Source organism: bacterium, from assembly GCA_023150945.1.
Taxonomy (GTDB): Bacteria; Zhuqueibacterota; Zhuqueibacteria; order Zhuqueibacterales; family Zhuqueibacteraceae; genus Coneutiohabitans.
On the sequence record JAKLJX010000003.1, the window covers coordinates 41,379 to 61,510 of the forward strand.

At 60.1% G+C, this 20,132-nt stretch carries 15 protein-coding genes; 5 read left to right on the forward strand and 10 right to left on the reverse strand.

Annotated features, from left to right (window positions below):
• Positions 1 to 281 precede the first annotated feature (281 nt).
• Positions 282 to 482: a hypothetical protein gene (locus tag L6R21_05480; protein MCK6558631.1), complete on the forward strand. Its 201-nt coding sequence runs from the start codon at positions 282 to 284 to the stop codon at positions 480 to 482.
• A gap of 159 nt (positions 483 to 641) precedes the next feature.
• Positions 642 to 1,190 carry an outer membrane beta-barrel protein gene (locus L6R21_05485; GenBank protein MCK6558632.1) on the forward strand — a complete coding sequence of 183 codons (549 nt, stop codon included), beginning with the start codon at positions 642 to 644 and terminating at the stop codon, positions 1,188 to 1,190.
• 170 nt (positions 1,191 to 1,360) lie between these two features.
• Here the strand turns inward: L6R21_05485 and L6R21_05490 are convergent, their stop codons facing one another.
• The 6 genes from L6R21_05490 to L6R21_05515 form a co-directional block, all read right to left on the reverse strand.
• Positions 1,361 to 2,041: a YdjY domain-containing protein gene (locus tag L6R21_05490; protein MCK6558633.1), complete on the reverse strand. Its 681-nt coding sequence runs from the start codon at positions 2,039 to 2,041 to the stop codon at positions 1,361 to 1,363.
• 205 nt (positions 2,042 to 2,246) lie between these two features.
• Positions 2,247 to 3,359 (reverse strand): signal peptidase I, encoded by a 1,113-nt coding sequence (gene lepB, locus L6R21_05495; protein ID MCK6558634.1) that lies wholly within the window; start codon positions 3,357 to 3,359, stop codon positions 2,247 to 2,249.
• A 98-nt stretch (positions 3,360 to 3,457) separates the two neighbouring features.
• Positions 3,458 to 6,430, reverse strand: a complete 2,973-nt coding sequence (locus L6R21_05500) for a DUF3387 domain-containing protein (protein MCK6558635.1) — start codon at positions 6,428 to 6,430, stop codon at positions 3,458 to 3,460.
• Between the two features lie 87 nt (positions 6,431 to 6,517).
• Complete coding sequence (locus tag L6R21_05505) at positions 6,518 to 7,402, reverse strand: 3-hydroxyacyl-CoA dehydrogenase NAD-binding domain-containing protein (GenBank protein MCK6558636.1); 885 nt, start codon at positions 7,400 to 7,402, stop codon at positions 6,518 to 6,520.
• A 140-nt stretch (positions 7,403 to 7,542) separates the two neighbouring features.
• The gene (gene rpsT, locus L6R21_05510; GenBank protein ID MCK6558637.1) at positions 7,543 to 7,809 is read right to left on the reverse strand and encodes a 30S ribosomal protein S20; all 267 of its coding nucleotides are present in this window, start codon (positions 7,807 to 7,809) and stop codon (positions 7,543 to 7,545) included.
• Between the two features lie 198 nt (positions 7,810 to 8,007).
• On the reverse strand, positions 8,008 to 9,465 hold the full coding sequence (locus L6R21_05515) for a hypothetical protein (GenBank protein ID MCK6558638.1): 1,458 nt from the start codon (positions 9,463 to 9,465) through the stop codon (positions 8,008 to 8,010).
• A 671-nt stretch (positions 9,466 to 10,136) separates the two neighbouring features.
• On the opposite strand from L6R21_05515, the gene hutH reads away from it, so the two are divergent.
• Together hutH and guaB are read left to right on the forward strand one after the other, a co-directional pair.
• A complete protein-coding gene (hutH, locus tag L6R21_05520) occupies positions 10,137 to 11,660 on the forward strand; it encodes a histidine ammonia-lyase (protein MCK6558639.1) in 1,524 nt (507 codons plus the stop codon).
• 1 nt (position 11,661) lies between these two features.
• Positions 11,662 to 13,122, forward strand: coding sequence for an IMP dehydrogenase (gene guaB, locus L6R21_05525; GenBank protein ID MCK6558640.1), 1,461 nt, complete (start codon positions 11,662 to 11,664; stop codon positions 13,120 to 13,122).
• An 87-nt stretch (positions 13,123 to 13,209) separates the two neighbouring features.
• Here guaB and L6R21_05530 read toward each other — a convergent pair whose 3' ends face one another.
• From L6R21_05530 to L6R21_05545, 4 genes are all read right to left on the reverse strand, one after another.
• Complete coding sequence (locus L6R21_05530) at positions 13,210 to 13,533, reverse strand: hypothetical protein (protein MCK6558641.1); 324 nt, start codon at positions 13,531 to 13,533, stop codon at positions 13,210 to 13,212.
• 207 nt (positions 13,534 to 13,740) lie between these two features.
• Positions 13,741 to 15,231, reverse strand: coding sequence for a B12-binding domain-containing radical SAM protein (locus tag L6R21_05535; GenBank protein ID MCK6558642.1), 1,491 nt, complete (start codon positions 15,229 to 15,231; stop codon positions 13,741 to 13,743).
• 84 nt (positions 15,232 to 15,315) lie between these two features.
• Positions 15,316 to 15,627 (reverse strand): RNA-binding protein, encoded by a 312-nt coding sequence (locus L6R21_05540; protein MCK6558643.1) that lies wholly within the window; start codon positions 15,625 to 15,627, stop codon positions 15,316 to 15,318.
• A 50-nt stretch (positions 15,628 to 15,677) separates the two neighbouring features.
• The gene (locus tag L6R21_05545; GenBank protein MCK6558644.1) at positions 15,678 to 16,928 is read right to left on the reverse strand and encodes a DEAD/DEAH box helicase; all 1,251 of its coding nucleotides are present in this window, start codon (positions 16,926 to 16,928) and stop codon (positions 15,678 to 15,680) included.
• A gap of 694 nt (positions 16,929 to 17,622) precedes the next feature.
• Here L6R21_05545 and L6R21_05550 point away from each other — a divergent pair.
• A complete protein-coding gene (locus L6R21_05550; protein MCK6558645.1) occupies positions 17,623 to 19,938 on the forward strand; it encodes a hypothetical protein in 2,316 nt (771 codons plus the stop codon).
• Positions 19,939 to 20,132: the final 194 nt, after the last annotated feature.

Consider the following 20,132-nt stretch of genomic DNA (forward strand, 5'->3'; position numbering starts at 1 on the left):
TGCCGCCTCGTGGGGCACTGTGGCAACCGCGAGTTTGTTGGTCTTGACAGCCGCCCACAAGCGGCGGGACTACGAACCTGCTGATCCAATTGAAAACCGCTGTAAGACACAGGCAAGTTTTTGGAGAAGCTGAGAACTCGAGCCCTTCAGGCAGCACAGGAATTTTCCAACGCCAGAAACGGCCCGGCGTACGCTCTATTGTCGGTTGGCGTGTTTCGAGCCGTTGGAAAAAGTCCGAGTTTCACCTCAAGTTTGACAAGCCAAATGCTTGGGAGACGCCGATGAAACGAGCCGTTTTCTATATCCTTGCCGCAGCAGTCATTCTGCTGCTGGCGGTGGGCGCTTACAGCCGGCAGGATTCCCGCCGGCTGCAGCAAAACGCCGAGATCGAGAAAATCGAACGCGAGCTCGACCGACTGACGCAGCGCGCTGAGCAAATGGCAGCGCGCCTCGAGCATATCAAAGCAGCCGTGCCCGAGTAGGAAAATTCCCGGCGCACGGCTGCCTTGCAAAGCATGTTCGTGGCCACTGGCATATGAGCCGCCCAAACAAATCAAACCAACGGCACGCGAGGCCGGCACTGGCCCGGCCCAGCGCAAATTTGCAACGGAGACCGCTACTGCTCATTTTAGGAGTCGAACATGACAAAGACATTCTGGGTGACCCTTGCCGCCGGTATGCTCTTCCTCAGCGCGGCCCACGCACAGAGTCTGGCAGTGGGACCGCAGCTCGGCTATCAAGAAGCAAAGGATGCGGACCGCGGCCGCCTCATGGCGGGCGCGGCCTTGCGCCTGCCGCTCTCTGCCATGCTGGCGCTCGAGGCCGCAATTAATTATCGCCAGGAGAAATACTCCAACGACGGTCTGACCGTGCGGAGCTGGCCGGTGATGGCCTCCGCGTTGATCTATCCCATTCCCCTGGTGCACGGCACTGCCGGCGCCGGTTGGTACAACACCACGTTCGATTTCAATCAAAGCAAAGCGGGATTCGGCGAAATCGAGGACGAAACCACGCAGAAGTTTGGTTGGCATTTTGGCGGTGGGATTGATCTACCGGTGGGTAAGAGTACCGTCCTGGCTGCCGACATTCGTTATGTCTTCCTCGACTATGCTTTCAAGGCGCTGCCGGGCAGCCGTGATCTCAAGAGTGATTTCTATGTGATCAGTGCGGGATTGCTGTGGGAACTCTGAGGCCATGGCGCGGCACGACTCGCCTGGCGCCAGCGGCGAATCCTGGCCGCTGCAAAATTGGATCGCTGCAAAGCTGACCAAGATATTCGCAACGGATGACAGCCGGTGGGAACCGCTTCTCATTGTAACCGCGCCAGTCCGGCCATGCACCATTGACATTGCGCAGCGATTCAAGAAATGATGCGAAAATGAAGCACGACTGGGCTGCCGCTCTTGGGCAGCCTTTCTTTTTTGGGGGTGAATTTGGTCTTGTGCACGGCATAATCGCGCACGGTGTAGGCGGCATTGCCGATCTTCGCGCCCGGGCAGGAATACAAACACACCAAACATCCCGAATGCCAGTGATGAATCAGGCTGCGATTCCCTCCGAAACGAAAATCGAGCCCCTGTTTGCCGGGATCGTCGAGCAGTGCGGCCAGCGGCAACGGCTCAGGCAAGCCTTCCCATCCCACGAGAATGTCAACGCGCGTGCCGGCCATTCTGGTTTGGGGCGCCGGATGATTGGCCTCGTGACGTTTGCTCCACGCCTCCATGGTCAGATTGTTGCCGGCCACGGCGCCGAGGCGTTCCAGGGCGGCGATCAGGACCGTGTCCGGCACAACCGTGCGAAACAAAGCTGCACCGGCAGCGCCGCCGCCCTGCCAAACCAGCAGGTGATAATTCGGCGTTGCGCGCAGGAATCCCGAGAATCTCTCCGGCTGATAGATCGCACGAATGCGCACTTCCCGGCGGGCTGAATCTGCAATCAGAGGTGACGTGTCCGGCGGCAATGCCACGGTTTGTGCAAGCACGTTGTGCCGGGCCAGGCAGCCCAGCAAGAAGATCGCGAGCGCCAAGCGAGAGAGGGTCATGGAAATCACGGCAGGCTAGGGACTGCATTCAAAGCAAGGCAGCCGCACGCGAACCTCGCTGGCCTCACCGGCTGCAGGGCGAGGCAGCGTTTGTTCGACGACGATACGTTGGAACTGGCAGAGAGGAAACCTACGCCAACGCCCTGCAGTCCACCGCACGTACCGTTCGATCACCGCTTCTATTTGCCATCAAGGTTTTCTTCCACTACTGCAAAACCTCACCAATGCGAGACCAACGAACTTTCTTGATCCAATCAGAAAGCGGGACCTGGCGATCCCACGACCAATAGACAATCCCTGCTTTCCCCATGATATTCTGTTGCGGCACAAAACCCCAATAACGACTATCCGACGAATTTTCGCGATTATCTCCCATCACAAAGTATGAATCCTCCGGTACGACAATCGGGCCGTGATTTTCCGTGGTGCGATCGTGGCCGGCATAATGTCGAATGCGGTACGAACGCCCATTTGGCCATCTCGCCAGATATTCCAAAACATGTTGGCCTTCTTCGGAATCATAGTCTTGCGTGAGCAACTCAAGCGATTCCTCCGTGCCGTTCACCCAAACCGTGCCTGCACGAATCTCCACCCTTTCCCCTGGTAACGCGACGCATCTTTTGACATAATCGAGCCGCGGGTCCACTGGATATTTGAAAACGATAATGTCTCCACGCTCTGGCGTCTGTTTTCTCGCCCAGAGCTTGTCAACCATAATAAAGTCGCCAGTCAAAATTGTGGGCTTTTGTGCGCCAGTTGATATGCGAAAAGTCTGCAGGTAGGAGCTGCGTATCGTCCCTGCGATCCAGAGAGAGCATATGCCAGACCCAAGCAATGCCATGACAATCAGAAGCGGCTCAAAGCGTCTCCGTTGTTGAATTCTGAGCACGTACGTTTTTGCCAGCATATCATGTAATGCCCGCTTCTTGCGATTGAACGGGATAAACAAGTGGCCGACACCCAGAATTACGGTATCTGCAAAGTATGCCAGAGCGCGCCCAAAACTTTGCCGGAGAGGAATTGGTTTGCCTGCGCCATCCGTTATTTGAAGCCCGAACAGCTTTTTCCCCAACGTCTGCCGTCCCGCTGCATTGAACCAGGAAAAGTAGACGACCATGACTGCCACAGCAAAACCCAAAAGAAAGAAGAAACCTAATTTCAGATAAGCTCCCGTCGACAGTGCCGGGTGTATCACTCCCAGAATCGAAAAGTAAAGCAACGGTATCGGTAGAAGAACGATGCCGTCGAGACTGAGGCTTCCAAGCCTGACCCAGAAACCGGCATAATTCGGTGAGCCGTTGCCTGCGCTACTTTTCATTATTCTGCCTTTTCAATTCCTGAATACCTGTGCTAACCCAGCGCCTTTCTTCGCTGCGGCTGGTGGACAAATTGAGGCAGACTGGCAGCGTCGCGCGGTCAGGATCGCCGATACACCACCTTCTTGCCAAAGCGCGCGTGAATGAGCTGCATCACGGCCGCGGTGAGCGGCTCTACGGCCGAGCTGGGGCAGCGGGCATTACGCAGCACCCGCTTGAGCTGGCGCCGCATTTCGCGCTGGAGATCTTCTTTGATGTTCCAATCGATGATTCCCAGCGCGGGCGTGACGGCAGCGAGCATTTCATTCGCCATGGCGCGATGTTGTTCCCGCCGTTGCGTGGCCTCGGCGGTATCGGCGGCGAGGGCCTTCTGCAGGATCCCAAACACCGCAAAAGCATCTTCAGAGAGATGCAGCGCAGCGGCAGTCGCCGCCGGGCCGGCGCGCAAAATCGTGATCTGCTCCCATAACCGGCGTTGCGTCGCGTCGTCATCGCTGCGGCCTTGCAGCCGCTCGCGCAGAATCTCCTCGGTGCGTTGCAGCAGCGCTTCAAAAAATGCGGGATCACGGGCGCGGCGCAGATTGGTTTCATGCAGCAGCGCGTGTTGCAGCCGGGCCAGCTTTGCCAGCGGCGAGATCAGGCGTTCCACCTCCATCTCGAAGCTCTTGTCATAAACCGAAACATACTCCTTGAGGCTGAGCTGCGGCACTTCTTCGACGTGGCGCGCCATCAAGTCCCGGACTTTGGGGCTCGGCTGCGCCCTCGCCAGGGAATCATCAAAGTAGAAACTTGCCGCTTCCTGCCGGATCGAATCAAACCAGCGCGCTTCGCCCAGCAGCTTGCGGGCTTGCGCGTGCGGCAGCAAGGCATCGAGCAGGCGGACGAAGGCGAGGAAGGTTTTGCTGAAGGTTTGGCGCGCTTCCGCCGGCGTCAGCGCGAGCAGCCACTGCTCGGTGCTCAGGCGGGAGAGATGGGTTTCGAAACAAGCGAGCACCGCGAGGTGGCACCGCTGCAACTCTTCGAAACGGGCTTCGGCAAAGCGCGGCGCGAGCACATGCTGCACCTCTTGCGGATCGAATTCCGCCAGCGCTTCCTCGAGGTTCGCGGTGACGCCCCAGTAATCCACCAGCAGGCCGTTCATCTTGAATGGCGCACCCATGCCGGCAGTGAGGCCGGCGAAGTGCAGCAAGCGCGCGCCGGTGGCAGGTTGATCGAGATAAATCGCCTGCAGTTCCGGTGGCGGTGTTGCCAATCCGGCAGCGGAAGAAGTGATCAGCAGCAGCGGGCCGGATTCGGTGTGCAGCCGGTGCAGGGCATGACTGTGATCGGGAATATTGAGATAAAGGTCGCGCCAGGAACTGTCTGTTGCCGGCGGTTGCGCAAAGCGTACTGCCACCGGCGCAAGGTTGTGCGCAGCCAGCGCCTGATAGTAGAGCGCCGTGGCTTGATCACTGCAAGTCAACAGCATGGCTTTGAAGCCATTGGCGGCAACGTTGTGCTGGAAATGCTCAACAAGGTTCGCGGCGATGGCGCTGATGCGATCGAATTGCAGCGCCACCTGCACCTCGCGCACGGGGTGCCCGGTTGCGGCCGGCGCGGGAGTGGTCGAAGTGGTTTGCTGGGGTTGCCGTTCCGGCAGCGGGCTTTCACAATAGACCGGCACCAACAGGCCGTCCTGCCGGGCTTGGCGGTAGGTGTAGAGGTGCAGATAATCGCGCATGCCCACAGGGAACTGTTGCCGGTTGCGTGGCGCGGGCGTGGCCGTCAATCCCACGAGACAGGCCTGCGGCAAAGCGCGCCGGAAGCGGCCGGACCATTCCGACGCTTCGCCGTGATCATGGCAATCGATGAGTGCGATGAGGGCGCGGGCGGGCGGTTGCGCCGTTGCTTCCGGCTGGCCGACGCGAGTCTCCGTATGCTCCGCAAAACAGTCGGTGTTGGCCAGAACCGTTGCGCCGGGATGCTGACGCAGGAGTCGCGCCAGGAGATCGCTTTGATCGGCGTGCAGTGGCGCCGGCAAGCCGTGATGCTCACACGCCTCGACGAGCTGGCGCCGGCTTTTTTCGCAATCGGTGATGAGCAACAGCGTGGTCTGGTGAAAGGTGGCGATTCGCCGCAATTTCACCACCAGCGCGCTCAGGGTTTTGATTTTGCCGGTTCCCAACGGATGCCAAATGATGCCGCCGTTATCCGGCCAGGCCGGCGCGCCTGCGCTGCGCAGCAAGTGGCGCACGGCCAGTTGCACCGCCTGCCATTGATGCGGCCGCGCCAGGCGGGCATGTTCCACAACTGGAAACGGCGCGAAGAAGACAAAGCCTCGCACCAGATCAAGGAGATTGCCGGGCGCCAGCAGACCGGCCACCAGCGCGTCAGCGGGCGTGGGAAAATCGTTTGGTCGCGAAGGCAGGGAAGCGAGCAACCGCCGCAGCTCTTCGAAGCTGAGGGGAAAGGGATCCGGCCACGCGCGGAAGGCCTCCGGCGGAGAACCGGGCGCGGCATAGTACGCCGCGTCTTTTTGGACAATCAACAGCACTTGCACGCATTGGAACAGCCGGGGAACTCCGGCAGGATGCTGCAATTCCTGCAAGCGCGCCAGACCTTGCCCCAAGCCCGCCGGACCCGGGGCCGCAATCTCCGCGACCACCAATGGAATGCCATTGACAAAAATGACCAGATCGAGCTTCTGTTGCCCGGTGAAGCTTTTCGCGGTGAGTTGCTCGACGAGCAGGAATTCGTTGTTCTCAGGATGCTCAAAATCGAAGTAGTGCCCGCCCGCAGCCGGATGGTCCGGGCGGGGAGAGGGAGCGGCGTGGATCAGCTTGCGGTGCAGTTGCTGGCGAATCGCAGCAGGAGGAGCAGCGGAGGCGGGCGACAGCTCAGCCAGGGCCTGCGGGAGCGGGGGGGCGCCGGGCCGTGCCTGCAGCCGCGCGAGCAGAAGGGTTTCGCTGGCGTTGCTGCGCTCCTGCTGGAAGCTCGCACTGGCACCGTGGGCATAGCGATAACCGAAACCGTGCACGAGTAGTTCCGTCACGCTCCGCACAATTTCGACGTAATCCGGGGTTTTTTGGCTCATGGCCGCTGTAATCGGAATGGACGAGGCCGGGAGCTGCTGTGGCAAACGGCGAAGAGTTCGCGCCTGTGCCGGTTACGGCTGGCCGGTCTACAGCCCCAAATCCACGACGACGGGCTTGTCACCGGAGTAATCGTAGAATCCCCGGCCGGTTTTTTTGCCGTGCAAACCGGCGAGCACCATCTTGCGCAGCAGGGGCGGCGGCGCGTATTTCGCGTCGTGAAATTCTTCGAACATGATGTTGGCAATGGCGAGGGTGGTGTCCAGGCCGACGAAATCGAGCAGCGTCAACGGCCCCATGGGGTAGCCGCAGCCGAGCATCATGCCCTTGTCGATGTCCTCCACCGAGGCCACGCCGTTTTCCACCGCGCGGATGGCGTCCAGCAGGTAAGGCACCAGAAGAAAATTGACGACAAAGCCGGAATTGTCTTTGCAGGCGATGGGTTCCTTGCCGAGCGTTTTGGCAAAGGCAAAAGCGGTTTGGAAGGTTTGGGCGCTGGTCGCGATCGTGCGCACCACTTCCACCAGTTTCATCAGCGGCACGGGATTGAAGAAATGCAGGCCGACGAAGCGGTCCGGCCGTTGGGTGGCGGCCGCCATTTCGGTGATCGTCAACGAGGAGGTGTTGCTGGCAAAAATGGCGTGCGCCGCGCAGCCGCGGTCCAGATCGGTGAAGATTTCCTTCTTGAGCGCGAGGTTTTCACTCACCGCTTCGATGACGAGATCGGCGCTGTACAGATCCGCCAGCTTGGTGGTGCCGGTGAGATTGCCCAGCACGGTTTGTTTCTGCGCTTCGGTGAGTTTGCCTTTGGCAACGCTCTTGGCCAGGAAATCCTGAATCCGCGCCAGGCCTTTTTGCAGCAGTTGCTCATTCATTTCGCGCACGATGGTCCGGTAGCCGGCTTGCGCGCTGATCTGCGCGATGCCCGAGCCCATCAGGCCGCAGCCGACGACGCCGACGGTTTTCACGTTCATTTTTCCTCCTCCAGCAACGGGTCTTGATGCGATTTCATCTGCCGGGATCGCGGTGGATCCCGCCGGAATTCAACCAAACAAAAAATGCCAGGCGCTGCGTCACGTCCGGCATTTCTCAGCATCGGCTGCGAGGGAAAACGTCAAGAAGCTTTGGCGGCGAGGCGGTTACGGTGCAGCGCCAGGCGTGACTTTTGATTGGCGGCCTTGTTGGGGTGAATGATGCGCCGGCGCGCCATTTTGTCCAACAGAGACGAAGCCTCTTGGTACAGCGTCTCCGCGGCGGCCTGGTCAGTGGTTGCCAAGACCTTCTTGGTCATGGTTCTCAACTCGGAGCGATAGCTGCGATTGCGCGCCTGCCGGCTCTTGTCTTGGCGAATGCTTTTTATGGAAGCAGAATGGTGGGCCATAGATTTCCTAATTGCTTAAATTTGTTCATGATAGTTTCAAAAACGAGCGCCAATATAAAAAACAAGCCCCCGAATGTCAACAGGAATTTTGGTGCGCCGGTATTGCCTCAGCTATTGGTGGAAAACGTCGCGCAAACATCTACTCTGCAGGCAGGTTGCCTGCGTCACTCCACAAGTCACTGCGGCATGACACGCCGGTCAGTTATCCGAATCCAGAATGACGCCACCCAGAGCAGCTTCCGGCCGGCGTTGATCGCGCAGGTGCACTACTTCGGCAAGCTCGCGCTGCACGCGCGGGAAGGCATAGAGCATTTCGCCCTCCGGCGAGACCAGCGTCTCTCCGGGCAAGTCGAGCACGATTTCACGCAAGGCTGCGGCGACGACAGTCTCAGGCAGCTTTTCTTCTCGGGCGTGGTCGTTCACCGCCTGCTGAATGGCCGTGGCCGTTTGCGCTTTGCCCTGCTGTTGGAAGATGGCTTTGAACAGGCGCTTGCGAATATTGTGGTGATGCCGCCGGTGCTGGGCACGTTGCAGCTTGAACCAGCGCGCCAGCGGAATGGCAAAAAACAGCAGGGAGAAAATCAGCGGCAGCCAGCCCAACAGGACATAGGCGGAGGTGGCGTGCGCCGCGATCCAACTGCCAAAGCCCGGCAGAATCTCCTCCGGCAGCCGGGCCTGCAGCAGGCTGGGCACCAGCGTGGTGATCATGTAGACTGAGAAGGCGAGATTGAAGCCGTTCATGAAAACGATGGCGAGATTGCGGCCGGCGCTGTTGCCGGCCAACTGGTATTCCGGCTCGTATTCGTCCCAATAGTAGACGATCTGGCCCTCCTCAGTTTGGCCCACGCCGCGCAAAATGTCGTCGAACTCGCCGTACAGCACGCCGTTTTCACTCACTTTCACTTCGCCCTGGAAACGCACCAGACAGTCGGTGAGAAAGGTCTCGGCCTGCTCGAAGTTCCAGCCGGCGAGCGCGCTCAGTTCGGTGGCCACGACGATGCCCTTTTGCTGGCGCAGGTAAGCCGCGACTTCTTTTTGATTCTGCAGCGGGTCGATCGTCACGCGCGCGGGTCCGAACACGAAGTCATACACCGAAGCAATGAAACTCTTTTTGTTCTGATTGATCGGTGAGGGCTTGGGCGCGTACTGCCGGTAGCGATAGCCGCGGCGGTCGGTGCGATACAACACCGTGCCGGTGTGCGTGCGCCAGCGGAAAATGGAGGCGAACAGGTCGCCCACGAAATCCAGTGAGAGGCCGCGGCCCTTGCCGTTTTTGCGGCTGCTCAAGGCGAGCACCAGCGCCACCAGGATGAGCACGAAGATCACGAAGTAAACCACCAGCGTGACCGCGATCCACGCTTTGTAGATCACGGTGAAAACGCGCCACAATGCTGCACCGATCTCCGCGCGCCGTTCCGCCCAGGTTTTCTCGCCGCGGCGCAGCAGGATTTTGCCGAAGTCATAGATCAAATCGCCGTTCTCGGTGACCTGCAGCCGGCACACGTATTTTTGGATCAATTGCTCCAGGGCGTTGCGCGCGTCGTCGATGAACAAACCGGTCGCGGCCGCCGCTTCGTTGAGGGTAAAGTGCCGCTCTCCCTTTTGCAGCCTTTTCTCCAGGATGACCCTGGGATCTTGCACGACTGCCGTTGCCATGAATTGCTGCTTTCTGTTTTCGGAATTCGAGATGATATTGCCCCAAGGCGGATGGATCGCAACACAAAGGAAATCTCCAACAGATTGAAACAACCCAGCGGATATCCATTGAGTTGTTTCAATCCGTTGGAGAAATTTCTTGCCTTGAAGGCAACGATTTCACTTTGAAGAAACCAAAGAACTATCTTCACAGCGCAGATTCTTTGAACCGCGAAGCCGCGAAGAACGCCAAATAAAACAGGCTTGGCGTTGTTCGCATCGTGGGCTTCAAATTCGGTTGCAGCTCTTGCCGCGCGATGAATCTGCTTGCGCTGTCACTCGGGGAGACGCCGGCACGATTGAAACCGTCAGCAGTTGCAGCCGCGGCGCGCGACAGCCGGCGATGTGCTCCGAACCGGCCAAAATTAGAACTATTTCCTCCGCAAGCAAGAGGAATTCCCCAATCGTTCTTACGACGGGATGCGGGCGAGACAACCAATTCACCCTGACGATGGCATGCTGCAGCCTGCGCCCAGGCCTGCGCGCTTGCCGTTGCCTGGAATGGTTTCTCGCAGCATGACCTTCCAGCGACATCCCTGATGTTGATGAGTGAAGGAGGAGACGCTGTTGGCGCGGCGGGCGGGAGAATTCGTTTGACTCTGGCTCAAAACTTCGCTATCATCCGCCACCTTATGAAGCACATCCTCGATGGCAAATCCCTCACGCTGGAAATTCTCGCACAGGTGGCACAGGGCGGCGCCGAGCTGGAATTATCCGGCGAGGCGCTCAACCGCATGGAGAGCGCCCGGCGCGTAATCGAAGGCATTCTGCACAGTGGCCGGGTGATGTACGGCGTCAACACCGGCTTCGGCAAGCTCGCCGAGGTGCGCATCTCGCCGGATGATCTGCAAACGCTGCAGACGAATCTCATTCTCAGTCATGCCTGCGGCACCGGCCAGGCGCTGTCTGCGCCGGAAGTGCGCGCGGTGATGGCGCTCAAGCTCAACGCGTTGCTCACCGGCTATTCCGGCTGCCGCACCGTGCTCGCGCATTATCTGCACCACCTGCTCGCCAAAGACGTGTTGCCGGTGATTCCCGAGAAAGGCTCGGTGGGCGCCTCCGGTGATCTCGCGCCGCTGGCACACTTGGCGCTGGTGCTCATCGGCCGCGGCGAGGCTTGGGTGCAGGGCCAGAAAGTCAGCGGCCGCGAGGCCCTGCGCTTCGTCGATTTGCAGCCGCTGGAATTGGCGGCAAAAGAAGGCCTGGCATTGATCAACGGCACGCAATTCATGGCCGCGGTCGGCAGCCTGGCCTGGCTGCAACTGCACACGCTTGCGCGCAGCGCCGACGTCTGCGGCGCCATGAGCGCGGAGGCGCTGTTGTGCACGCCGGTGGCGTTCGACCAGCGCATTCAGGTGGCGCGCGGCTATGCCGGCCAGCAGCAGGTGGCCGCTAACTTGCGGCGGCTGATGGCCGACAGCCCGATTCGCAACTCGCATCTGCAATGCCAGCGCGTGCAGGATGCCTACTCCGTGCGCTGCCTGCCGCAGGTGCACGGCGCCGTGCGCGACTATCTCCAACCCCTGCGCGACTCTTTTGCCATCGAACTCAATGCCGCCACCGACAATCCCCTGGTGTTTGCCGAAGACAACGAAGTGCTCTCCGGCGGCAACTTTCACGGCCACCCGCTGGCGATTGCCTGCGATCTCATCGCCATGCTGGCCACGCACCTCGCCGGCATGAGCGAGCGCCGTATCGCTTTCATGATGGACACCGCGCTGAGTGAATTGCCGCCGTTCCTGGTGAAGAACAGCGGCCTGCATTCCGGATTCATGATTGCGCACGTGGCCGCCGCCAGCCTAGTTTCCGAAAACAAAGTGCTCAGCCATCCGGCCTCGGTGGATTCGATTCCGACCTCGGCGAACCAGGAAGATTTCGTCAGCATGGGCGCGCACGCCGCGGTAAAGGCGCGCACCGCGGTGCAGAATGCCATGACGGTGCTGGCGATCGAGCTGGTCTGCGCCTGCCAGGCGCTGGATCTGCGGCTGCCGCTGGCGCCGGGGCCGGCCGCCAAGGCGGTGCGCGATCTCGTGCGCGCGCAGGTGCCGCCGTTGATGGAAGATCGCGTGCTGGCGGATGACCTGGCTGCCGCCACGCGCCTGCTCGCCAGCGGCGCCGTTTTGCGTGAAGCTGAAAATGTCATTGGAGAGTTGTGACATGGAAAAGATCATCGGTGAAGCCTTGACCTTTGACGACGTGCTGCTGGTGCCGCAAGCTTCCGCGGTGCTGCCCGGCGAGGTGGATTTGAAGACCGGATTTACCCGGCGCATCGCTTTGAATATTCCGCTGGTGAGCGCAGCCATGGACACCGTCACCGAAGCCAACCTTGCCATTGCGCTGGCGCGCCAGGGCGGCATCGGCATCATTCACAAGAACATGTCCCTCGAGAAGCAGGCCGCCGAAGTCGATGCGGTGAAGCGCTCGGAAAGCGGCATGATCTACAACCCCATCACGCTCGCGCCCGACAACACCGTGCGCGAGGCGTTGCAGCTCATGAGCCGCTATCACATCTCCGGCATTCCGGTGGTGGAAGGCGAGCTGCTGGTCGGCATTCTCACCAATCGCGATTTGCGTTTCGAAGACAACGTCGAGCTGCCGATTCACCAGGTGATGACCAAGGACAATCTCATCACCGCGCCGCTGGGTACCACCCTGGAAGCCGCCGAGCGCCTGCTGCAAGAGCATCGTATCGAAAAGCTGCCGATCGTGGACAAGCGCGGCAAGCTCAAGGGCCTGATCACGGTCAAGGACATCAAGAACAAGAAAATGTATCCCAACGCGGCCAAGGATGAGCGCGGCCGCTTGCGGGTGGGCGCGGCGGTGGGGGTCAGCCGCGACACTTTGGACCGCGCCGCAGCGCTGGTGCAGGCGCATGCGGATGTATTGGTGATCGACACCGCCCATGGTCATTCCGAGGGCGTGATCAATGCCGTGCGGCAACTGCGCGAAGCCTATCCCGAAATCGATTTGATCGCCGGCAATGTCGCGACCGAAGCCGGCGCGCTGGCGCTGATCGAGGCCGGCGTCGATGCGGTGAAAGTGGGCATCGGCCCGGGATCGATTTGCACCACGCGCGTGGTGGCGGGCGTGGGCGTGCCGCAAATCACCGCCGTGATGGATTGCGCCAAAGTGTGCCGCAAGTTCGATGTTCCCATGATTGCCGACGGCGGCATCAAGCAGACCGGCGATATTGCCAAGGCGATTGCCGCGGGCGCCGATTCCGTGATGCTGGGCAACATGCTGGCGGGCACGGAAGAAAGTCCCGGCGAGATGATTTATTTGGAGGGGCGCAGCTACAAAACCTATCGCGCCATGGGTTCAATCGCCGCCATGCGTCAGGGCAGCAGCGATCGCTATTTTCAGGAGGGCCGGAAGAAATTGGTGCCGGAGGGAATTGAAGGCCGCGTGCCGAATCGCGGCAAACTGGCGGACGTGGTGTTTCAAATGACCGGCGGCTTGCGCGCCGCCATGGGTTACGTCGGCGCCGCCACCATCGCCGAACTGCAGGAAAAAGCCCGCTTCGTGCGCATCACTTCCGCCGGCTTGCGGGAAAGCCATCCGCATGACGTGATCATCACCCACGAAGCGCCGAACTACAAGCTGCACGGCAATGTCTGAAGCCGCGGCGGAAATCCCAGCCGCCGGACAACTCCCAATTCATAAAATTGTACGGAGATTTCTGCCGGCAATTCATCGGCGGGAAAACTAGCGCAGCGCTGCCAATGACCCCACCATCGCCGGCGTGAGCGCAAAAACCCGGATGGCGTCATCGGCCAGCACAAACGCCGGACAAATCATGCGGAGCATGCTTTTCACGTTGAGCAGCATGTTGCCCAGCATTTCCAGAGAGACGCCGCTGGTCGTGAGTTTGCCGATGTATTCCTCATCATCGATGTGCAGCACCTGCAGAAACGCCGGATCTTTTTCGTTGAAGAATGGCTTCATGGAGGGAAGGCTGGCGTCAAGCTGATCGCGCAGCCGGTTACTCACCTTGGTTCCCACCAAAATCAGATTGCCGTTGCTCGTCATATTTTCCTCGTGGCATGGCCGCAAAGTCAGTTGAAACCAGAAGTGATGAATGCCGGATTGAACCTCTGCCTGGCGCCCCTCCGGCAGCAGGAGAGCGCAGAACGCTTTTTTTACTGTCACCTACGGCCCACCCGCACGGTCGCCGGCGCGCTTTCCTCCGGCGGTAACCGCCGGTGAACATTCCCTCTTCCCCATGCGCCTGCGGCCTCACTGCACGCGCAGCTCGCAAATCTTGCGGAAATGATAGCCGTACACCGCCAGTGAGATGGCAAGCGGCAGCACCCGCGGCCGGCAGGCCAATGTCCACCAAAAGAGCTTCCAGTAGTGCACGCGTTCGCTGCCCAGCAGACCCAGGCGGTAGATCGAACGCAGCAGCGCCAGCAGTTGCTCGGAGAGGTGTTGGAAGTGCAGCGGCGCTTTGATTTTCGGCGGCTGGTATTCGCGCAGAAAGGTTTTGACGCGTTGGTAGTAGGCTTCCGGCGAGTAGATGTGATCCAGCACGTAACGGTAGCCTTTGCGCAGCGTTTCCAGACTCATCGCCGGGATGATGTTGGTGGTGCCGTCGACGTTGTCGCCCGACATGCGCTCGAGCAAGCGGCCGGCCTGCTTGAGGCGCTGGTAGAGCGCGGTGCCAGGCGGGGCCTGCAGCAAGCCCACCATCGCGGTCACGATGCCGCTTTGCTGAATGAAATCGACCAGCCGCTGAAAGGTGGAAGGTGAGTCGCTGTCGAAACCGAGAATGAAACCGGCCTGCACCTGCAAGCCGGCGCGCTGGATGCGTTTCACGTCGCCGATGAGATCACGGCGCAGATTCTGCTTTTTGCTGCATTCCGCCAGGCTTTGCTCCTCCGGTGTTTCGATGCCGATAAACACCGAATTGAAACCGGCAGCGGCCATCATCTCCAGCAATTGCGCGTCGTCGGCCAGGTTGATCGAAGCCTCGGTGAAAAAGGAAATGCCGCGTTTGCCCTGCCGCCAGGCGATGAGTGCCGGCAACAGCTCGGTTTTGAGGCTGCGCTTGTTGCCGATGAGATTGTCATCCACGAAGAAGACGTTGCGGCGCCAGCCCTGGGCATAGAGACTGTCCAACTCGGCGATGATTTGCGCCGCGCTTTTGGTGCGCGGCCGGTGGCCGAGCAGCGTGGTGACATTGCAAAAATCACAGTTGTAGGGGCAGCCGCGCGAGTATTGGATACTCATCGAAGCATAGCCGTCAAGCTCCGCGAGGTGCCAAAGCGGCACCGGCGTGGTCAGCATGTCGGCAAATTCGGAGGTGGAGTAGAGGCGCTGGGCGCGGCCGTGCGCCAGGTCTTGCAGGAAGGGAGGCAGGGTCAGCTCGGCTTCATTCAACACGAAATGATCGACGTTGTTGAAATCGGCGTGCTCGGCGGTGAACAGCGGCCCGCCGGCGACGACTTTCACGCCGGCCGCCTGGCAGCGGCTGATCACCTGTTGTGCGGAGGGCCGCTGCACCGTCATCGCGCTCACGAAGGCATAGTCGGCCCAGGCCAGGTCTTCCGGCGCGAGCTGCCTGACATTGAGATCGATCAGGCGTTTGTTCCACGCCGTCGGCAACATGGCGGCGACGGTGAGCAAACCCAGGGGCGGCAGCGAGGCGCGTTTGCGGATGAAGCGCAGCGCATGCCGGAAACTCCAAAACGTGTCGGGGAACTCCGGGTAAATCAAGAGGACGTTCATCTTTCAGTTCCTTTGCTTTACACCAGGAATGCCGGTTGCCGGCAGGCGGCAGCGCGGCATTCCCAAATTCCCATCGAACGAGGCTCACCAGGAACGGCGTCCACCGCCGTTGCCGCCGCGGCGTTCGAAGCCACCGCTGCTGCGCCGGTCGTTGGTGCGCGGCCGGGCTTCATTGACGTTCAGCGATTTGCCATCGAGATCGCGGCCGTTCAAGCCGGTCATGGCGGCTTCGGCTTCGCTCTTGGCGGGCATTTCCACAAAGCCAAAGCCTTTGGATTCGCCGCTGAACTTGTCCTTGATGATCTCAGCAGAGGTCACCTGCCCGAATGTTTCGAACATCTGTTGCAGGGCATCGGGGGTGACGCGGCGCGAGAGGTTGCCAACGAAAATCTTCATGAGAAAACCATCCTGAGATTAGATGTGAACAGCATCAGTGTGATTGATGACTAATTGAATGCGAAACGCCGGCTGCGGGACCGGCCCGCGGCCGGGCCGCCGTTGCGCCGGGCATAGCCGCGCGGCGCAAAGCTCCGGTGCCGGCGTTCGCGTGGCTCCGCCGTGGCGGAAGAAACCCGACTGTAATCAAAGCCGGCCAGGGTGTGGCGCGGGATTTTGGCCTTGATCAATTGTTGAATGGCGGAAAAAGCACTTTCCTCCACCGGCGTGACCAGGGTGAGCGCGTCGCCCACAGCTTGGGCGCGGGCCGTGCGGCCGATGCGATGCACGTAGTCCTCCGGCGTCATCGGCACGTCGAAATTGATCACGTGCGAAATGCCGTCGATGTCCAGGCCGCGCGCGGCAATATCGGTAGCCACCAAAATGCGGTAGGCGCGCTCGCGGAATCCTGCGAGCGCAGCCAAACGCTGGCCTTGCGTGCGGTCGCCGTGAATCATCGCGGCCTTGAAACCGCTTTCTTTCAGGCGGCGCGCCAGGCGCTCGGTGCGATCCTTGGTGCGCGCGAACACCAGCACGGATTCCATCTCATGCTGCTGCAACAACGCCATCAGCAACTCGGTTTTGAGATGCATCGGCACCGGATATGCGAACTGGCTCACGCCCTCGGCAGGCGCTGCCTGCCGGCCGACCTGCACCGTGGCCGGGTCGCGCAAAATCTTGCGGCTGAGCTCGAGAATTTCTCTGGGCATGGTGGCGGAAAACATCATGGTCTGGCGCTGCTGCGGCAGGCGGGCGATGATGCGGTTGACATCGGGCAGAAAGCCCATGTCGAGCATGCGATCGGCCTCGTCGAGCACGAGCACTTCTAGGCCGTCAAACCGGCCCACGCCGTTCTTCATGTGATCCAGCAGCCGGCCGGGCGTGGCCACGATGACGTCGGTGGCCAGGCGCAAAGCGCGCTGTTGCGGCGGAATGCCGACGCCGCCGTAGATCGCGGCCGTGTAGAGTTTGGTGTACTGAATAAGGCCTTGCATGACTTCATTGATCTGCGCCGCCAGCTCGCGCGTGGGCGTCAGAATCAGCGCGCGGATTTTGCCGCTCATGATGGGATGCAGCCGGTTCAAGATCGGCAGGGCAAAGGCCGCGGTCTTGCCGGTGCCGGTTTGCGCGCAGCCGATGAGATCCTGGCCGGTGAGGGCAACGGGAATTGCCTGTTCTTGAATCGGAGTCGGCTCATGATAGCCCAACTGGTCGAGCGCTTTGAGCAGATCGGCATGCAAGCCGAAACGGTGAAACGACATGATTGTCCTTGAAAATTGGTCGCGGCGGGAAAGTGCAAAGAGATCACTCTCTTCCGGAAGCGATTGAATGGAGAAATGTTACCGTGGCCCGGGAATCTCTTTGTCTTCAAGTCAGCTCTTGACTTCTTCCACCAATGCCAACGGCAGCAGGGCAGGGGGCTGTGCGGAATGCAGCAGCACAGAAGAGATGAATGCGAAGAATTTCGGCAATAACCACTGAGTGTTTGGGGTGGGATCACGCGCGGATCGACGACAACCGAGGCTCATCACCACCTGTGTTGCGTATCAACTCTATGCCGCCGCTCTGAGGCGAACCTTTTGATCTTCGCCTTTCGCAGCCCGTTTGTGATACGCGGGGCCAACATACGAATAACTTGCGCCGAATACAAGCACGAATATGATTATTTCCAACTTGTCAAACACTGTCACTCTGATCACCCCGTTCGCTCCTCCAGCGACCTGCTCTCGCACGCGATAGCGGCAAAAACTGCGGCCGGGAGGTTTGCCGTGTGAGTATTGCCTGCCGAATCCAATCGGTGCGACCGCTTTTCAGCCGCACGCCTCATCGCACTTCTGGGGAAGCGATATCCCTGAGCTCGTGGATTTGGAGTTGATTTTCTGCGCTGAAACGCATTCATTGCGAATCAAAAATCTGGTTGCAAACCAACGCCGGCGCATGCCGCTGCGCTTTCCTATGAAAACAATTCGCCTGACTCATATTCTTCCTTTGATCATCCTGCTGTCCAGCTTCTACTATCTCGGCAACACTCCCCGCCAACAGGAGGATCGCCACCGCTGGCCCGCGCGCGAGCAAATTCTCGACAATCTCTTTTCCGGCCGGCGGCTGCTTTTCGTCTACGGCACCGGACGGCCGGAGCGGGTGGCGCAATATCGCGCCTGGGCCGCAGAGTACCAGAAGCGCACGCGCCGGCTGCAAATCTCCATCAAAAGCGATCGCGAGGTGACGCACGCGGAACTTGCCTCACAAGCCGTCTATCTCGCCGGCACCGTCGCTTCCAACTCCTGGCTGGCCTATTTCTCACCGCAACTGCCGGTGAAATTCAATCGAGACGGGTTTCAGTTCTTGGGCAAGGACTACCGCGAACCCGGCGATCTCATCGCGCTGTTCTACCCCAATCCGGCAAACCCGCAACAGCCGTTGTTGCTGCTGGCCGGCAATCGTGATGAAGAAGTGTTGCGCTCGGAGCTGTTTCGGCCGGGCGGCGATTATCGCGTCTTCCGCAACGGCGAATGCCTGGTGTTCGGCAATTTCTCACAGGCCGCGGATCGGCGCTGGGCTTTCGATTCCGCCGGCCACCATGACTTTGCCGCGGAAATGCGGCTGGCGAAGGAAACCGAACACTTTCGCTTTTACACGCATGGCGCGGTGTTGCCGGCCGCCGAGCTGGAGCAGTTTGCGGCGGAACGTGAGCAGCACTATGAGCGTCTCACGGCATTGCTGGGCAGGCGCGCGCGCGGCATGCTGATCAACTTTCACCTCTATCCCAATTTTGAAGAAAAGGGTTTGATCACCGCCAACACCGAAATCGCGCATTGTGATCGCGAGCGCCAGGCGGTGCATGTGACGGTCAATCACTGGGTACGTGGTGAGACCGAAGGCTGCGAAGCGGATCTGGTGATTGCCCGAGCGTTGGGTGTGCCCCGGCACGCGTTGCTGGCAACCGGCTTGCGCGTGTCATTCACGGACAACTGGCGCAACCACGGCTACGAGTATTGGGCCAGCCGGCTTTATCTCTCCGGCAATGTACCGGCGCTGGCAGAGATGCTCGACAATGCCAAATTCGAGCGCGAATCCTACTTGATGATGCAGCCGCTGGCCGCGACCTTCACCAATTTTCTGGTCCAACTTTGGGGCCACGAAAAATTTCTGGCAAACTTTGCTGACTGGTCGCCGGCTGCTGCAGAGGTCCCGCGCCTGGATCAGGAATGGCGGGCCTACCTCGAGCAACTGGCGCAGAGATTCCACGCGCAAATCGCGGACGACATTACGCGCTTTCCCCAGGCGGATTCGTTTCAAAAAGGCTTCTGCCACGCCCATGAAGGTTATCAAATTTACAACGGTTATCTCTCGCGCCGCTCCGACGAAGCGCTGACCAAGTTGGCGGACCTGGGTGTGAATGCGGTCTCCATCACACCTTTTACTGCGATCACCGATCCGCAGCGACCCGAGTTTTTTGGCTTTTGGCGCAGCGCCGGCAGCGAGAACGATGAAAGCGTGATCCATGCTGCGCACACGGCGCAGCGATTGGGGATGGCCGTCATGCTCAAACCGCATATCTGGGTGGGACACGGCGGCTGGCCGGGCGACATCAAAATGGCCAGCCCGCAAGACTGGCGGCAGTTCTTTGATTTCTACTACCGTTGGATTCGCCACTATGCCCTGCTCGCGGAGATGTACGGCATGGAGCGATTCTGCATCGGTGTGGAACTGGCACAGACGACGCTCGGCCATGAGCAGGAGTGGCGCGATTTGATCGCCAAAGTGCGGCGGTTGTACAGCGGCGAGCTGGTTTATGCCGCCAATTGGGGAGAGGAGTTCGAAAACATTCGCTTCTGGGATGCGCTCGACTATCTCGGCCTCAATTGCTACTATCCGTTGAGTGACCAGGAAGAGGCGAGTGCTGCCGATCTGCGGCGCGGTGCGGCAGCGGCCATGGCAAAGGTCGCGGCGGTGGCCTGGCGTTTTCGCAAACCGGTGCTGCTCACCGAAGTCGGCTTCACCAGCACGGCCGCACCCTGGCAGCAGCCGCACGCTGAGGGCCGCGGCCGGCCGCTGAATCTGGCGGATCAAGCGCGCTGCTATGAGGCCGTGTTTCAGGCGGTTGCCGGCAAGTTTTGGTGCCGTGGCCTCTATTGGTGGAAGTGGCCGAGTGATCTCGCGCAAGGCGGACCGCTGGACACCGAATTCACGCCCAACAACAAACCGGCGGAGCAGGTGGTGGCGCGGTGGTATCGCAACGGCTTGGCGCCGGCCCTGGGTTCGCGGTAGTGAGGGAAGAGTACTCTGACAGCGCAACGAGAGTGACAGCCCTGTGCAGTGGCATCAAGATGTTTCGGCTGTTTCTTCCCGGACGATGGATCCGCCTGGTTGCCTGGCGACAGTCACCGCATTCAGTACCCACGAAACTTGCAGTATGCAATGGAAATCCTTCTTGCACCACCCAAGCAAGTCCGCGGCTCCGA

Bases quoted from the DNA above. Each gene is read 5' to 3' on its own strand.
- L6R21_05535 (MCK6558642.1), bottom strand. From the start codon at position 15,231: ATGAACGTCCTCTTGATTTACCCGGAGTTCCCCGACACGTTTTGGAGT.
- L6R21_05515 (MCK6558638.1), bottom strand. From the start codon at position 9,465: ATGGCAACGGCAGTCGTGCAAGATCCCAGGGTCATCCTGGAGAAAAGG.
- L6R21_05485 (MCK6558632.1), top strand. From the start codon at position 642: ATGACAAAGACATTCTGGGTGACCCTTGCCGCCGGTATGCTCTTCCTC.
- L6R21_05540 (MCK6558643.1), bottom strand. From the start codon at position 15,627: ATGAAGATTTTCGTTGGCAACCTCTCGCGCCGCGTCACCCCCGATGCC.
- hutH (MCK6558639.1), top strand. From the start codon at position 10,137: ATGAAGCACATCCTCGATGGCAAATCCCTCACGCTGGAAATTCTCGCA.
- lepB (MCK6558634.1), bottom strand. From the start codon at position 3,359: ATGAAAAGTAGCGCAGGCAACGGCTCACCGAATTATGCCGGTTTCTGG.
- guaB (MCK6558640.1), top strand. From the start codon at position 11,662: ATGGAAAAGATCATCGGTGAAGCCTTGACCTTTGACGACGTGCTGCTG.
- L6R21_05530 (MCK6558641.1), bottom strand. From the start codon at position 13,533: ATGACGAGCAACGGCAATCTGATTTTGGTGGGAACCAAGGTGAGTAAC.
- L6R21_05500 (MCK6558635.1), bottom strand. From the start codon at position 6,430: ATGAGCCAAAAAACCCCGGATTACGTCGAAATTGTGCGGAGCGTGACG.
- rpsT (MCK6558637.1), bottom strand. From the start codon at position 7,809: ATGGCCCACCATTCTGCTTCCATAAAAAGCATTCGCCAAGACAAGAGC.
- L6R21_05490 (MCK6558633.1), bottom strand. From the start codon at position 2,041: ATGACCCTCTCTCGCTTGGCGCTCGCGATCTTCTTGCTGGGCTGCCTG.
- L6R21_05480 (MCK6558631.1), top strand. From the start codon at position 282: ATGAAACGAGCCGTTTTCTATATCCTTGCCGCAGCAGTCATTCTGCTG.
- L6R21_05545 (MCK6558644.1), bottom strand. From the start codon at position 16,928: ATGTCGTTTCACCGTTTCGGCTTGCATGCCGATCTGCTCAAAGCGCTC.
- L6R21_05550 (MCK6558645.1), top strand. From the start codon at position 17,623: ATGAAAACAATTCGCCTGACTCATATTCTTCCTTTGATCATCCTGCTG.
- L6R21_05505 (MCK6558636.1), bottom strand. From the start codon at position 7,402: ATGAACGTGAAAACCGTCGGCGTCGTCGGCTGCGGCCTGATGGGCTCG.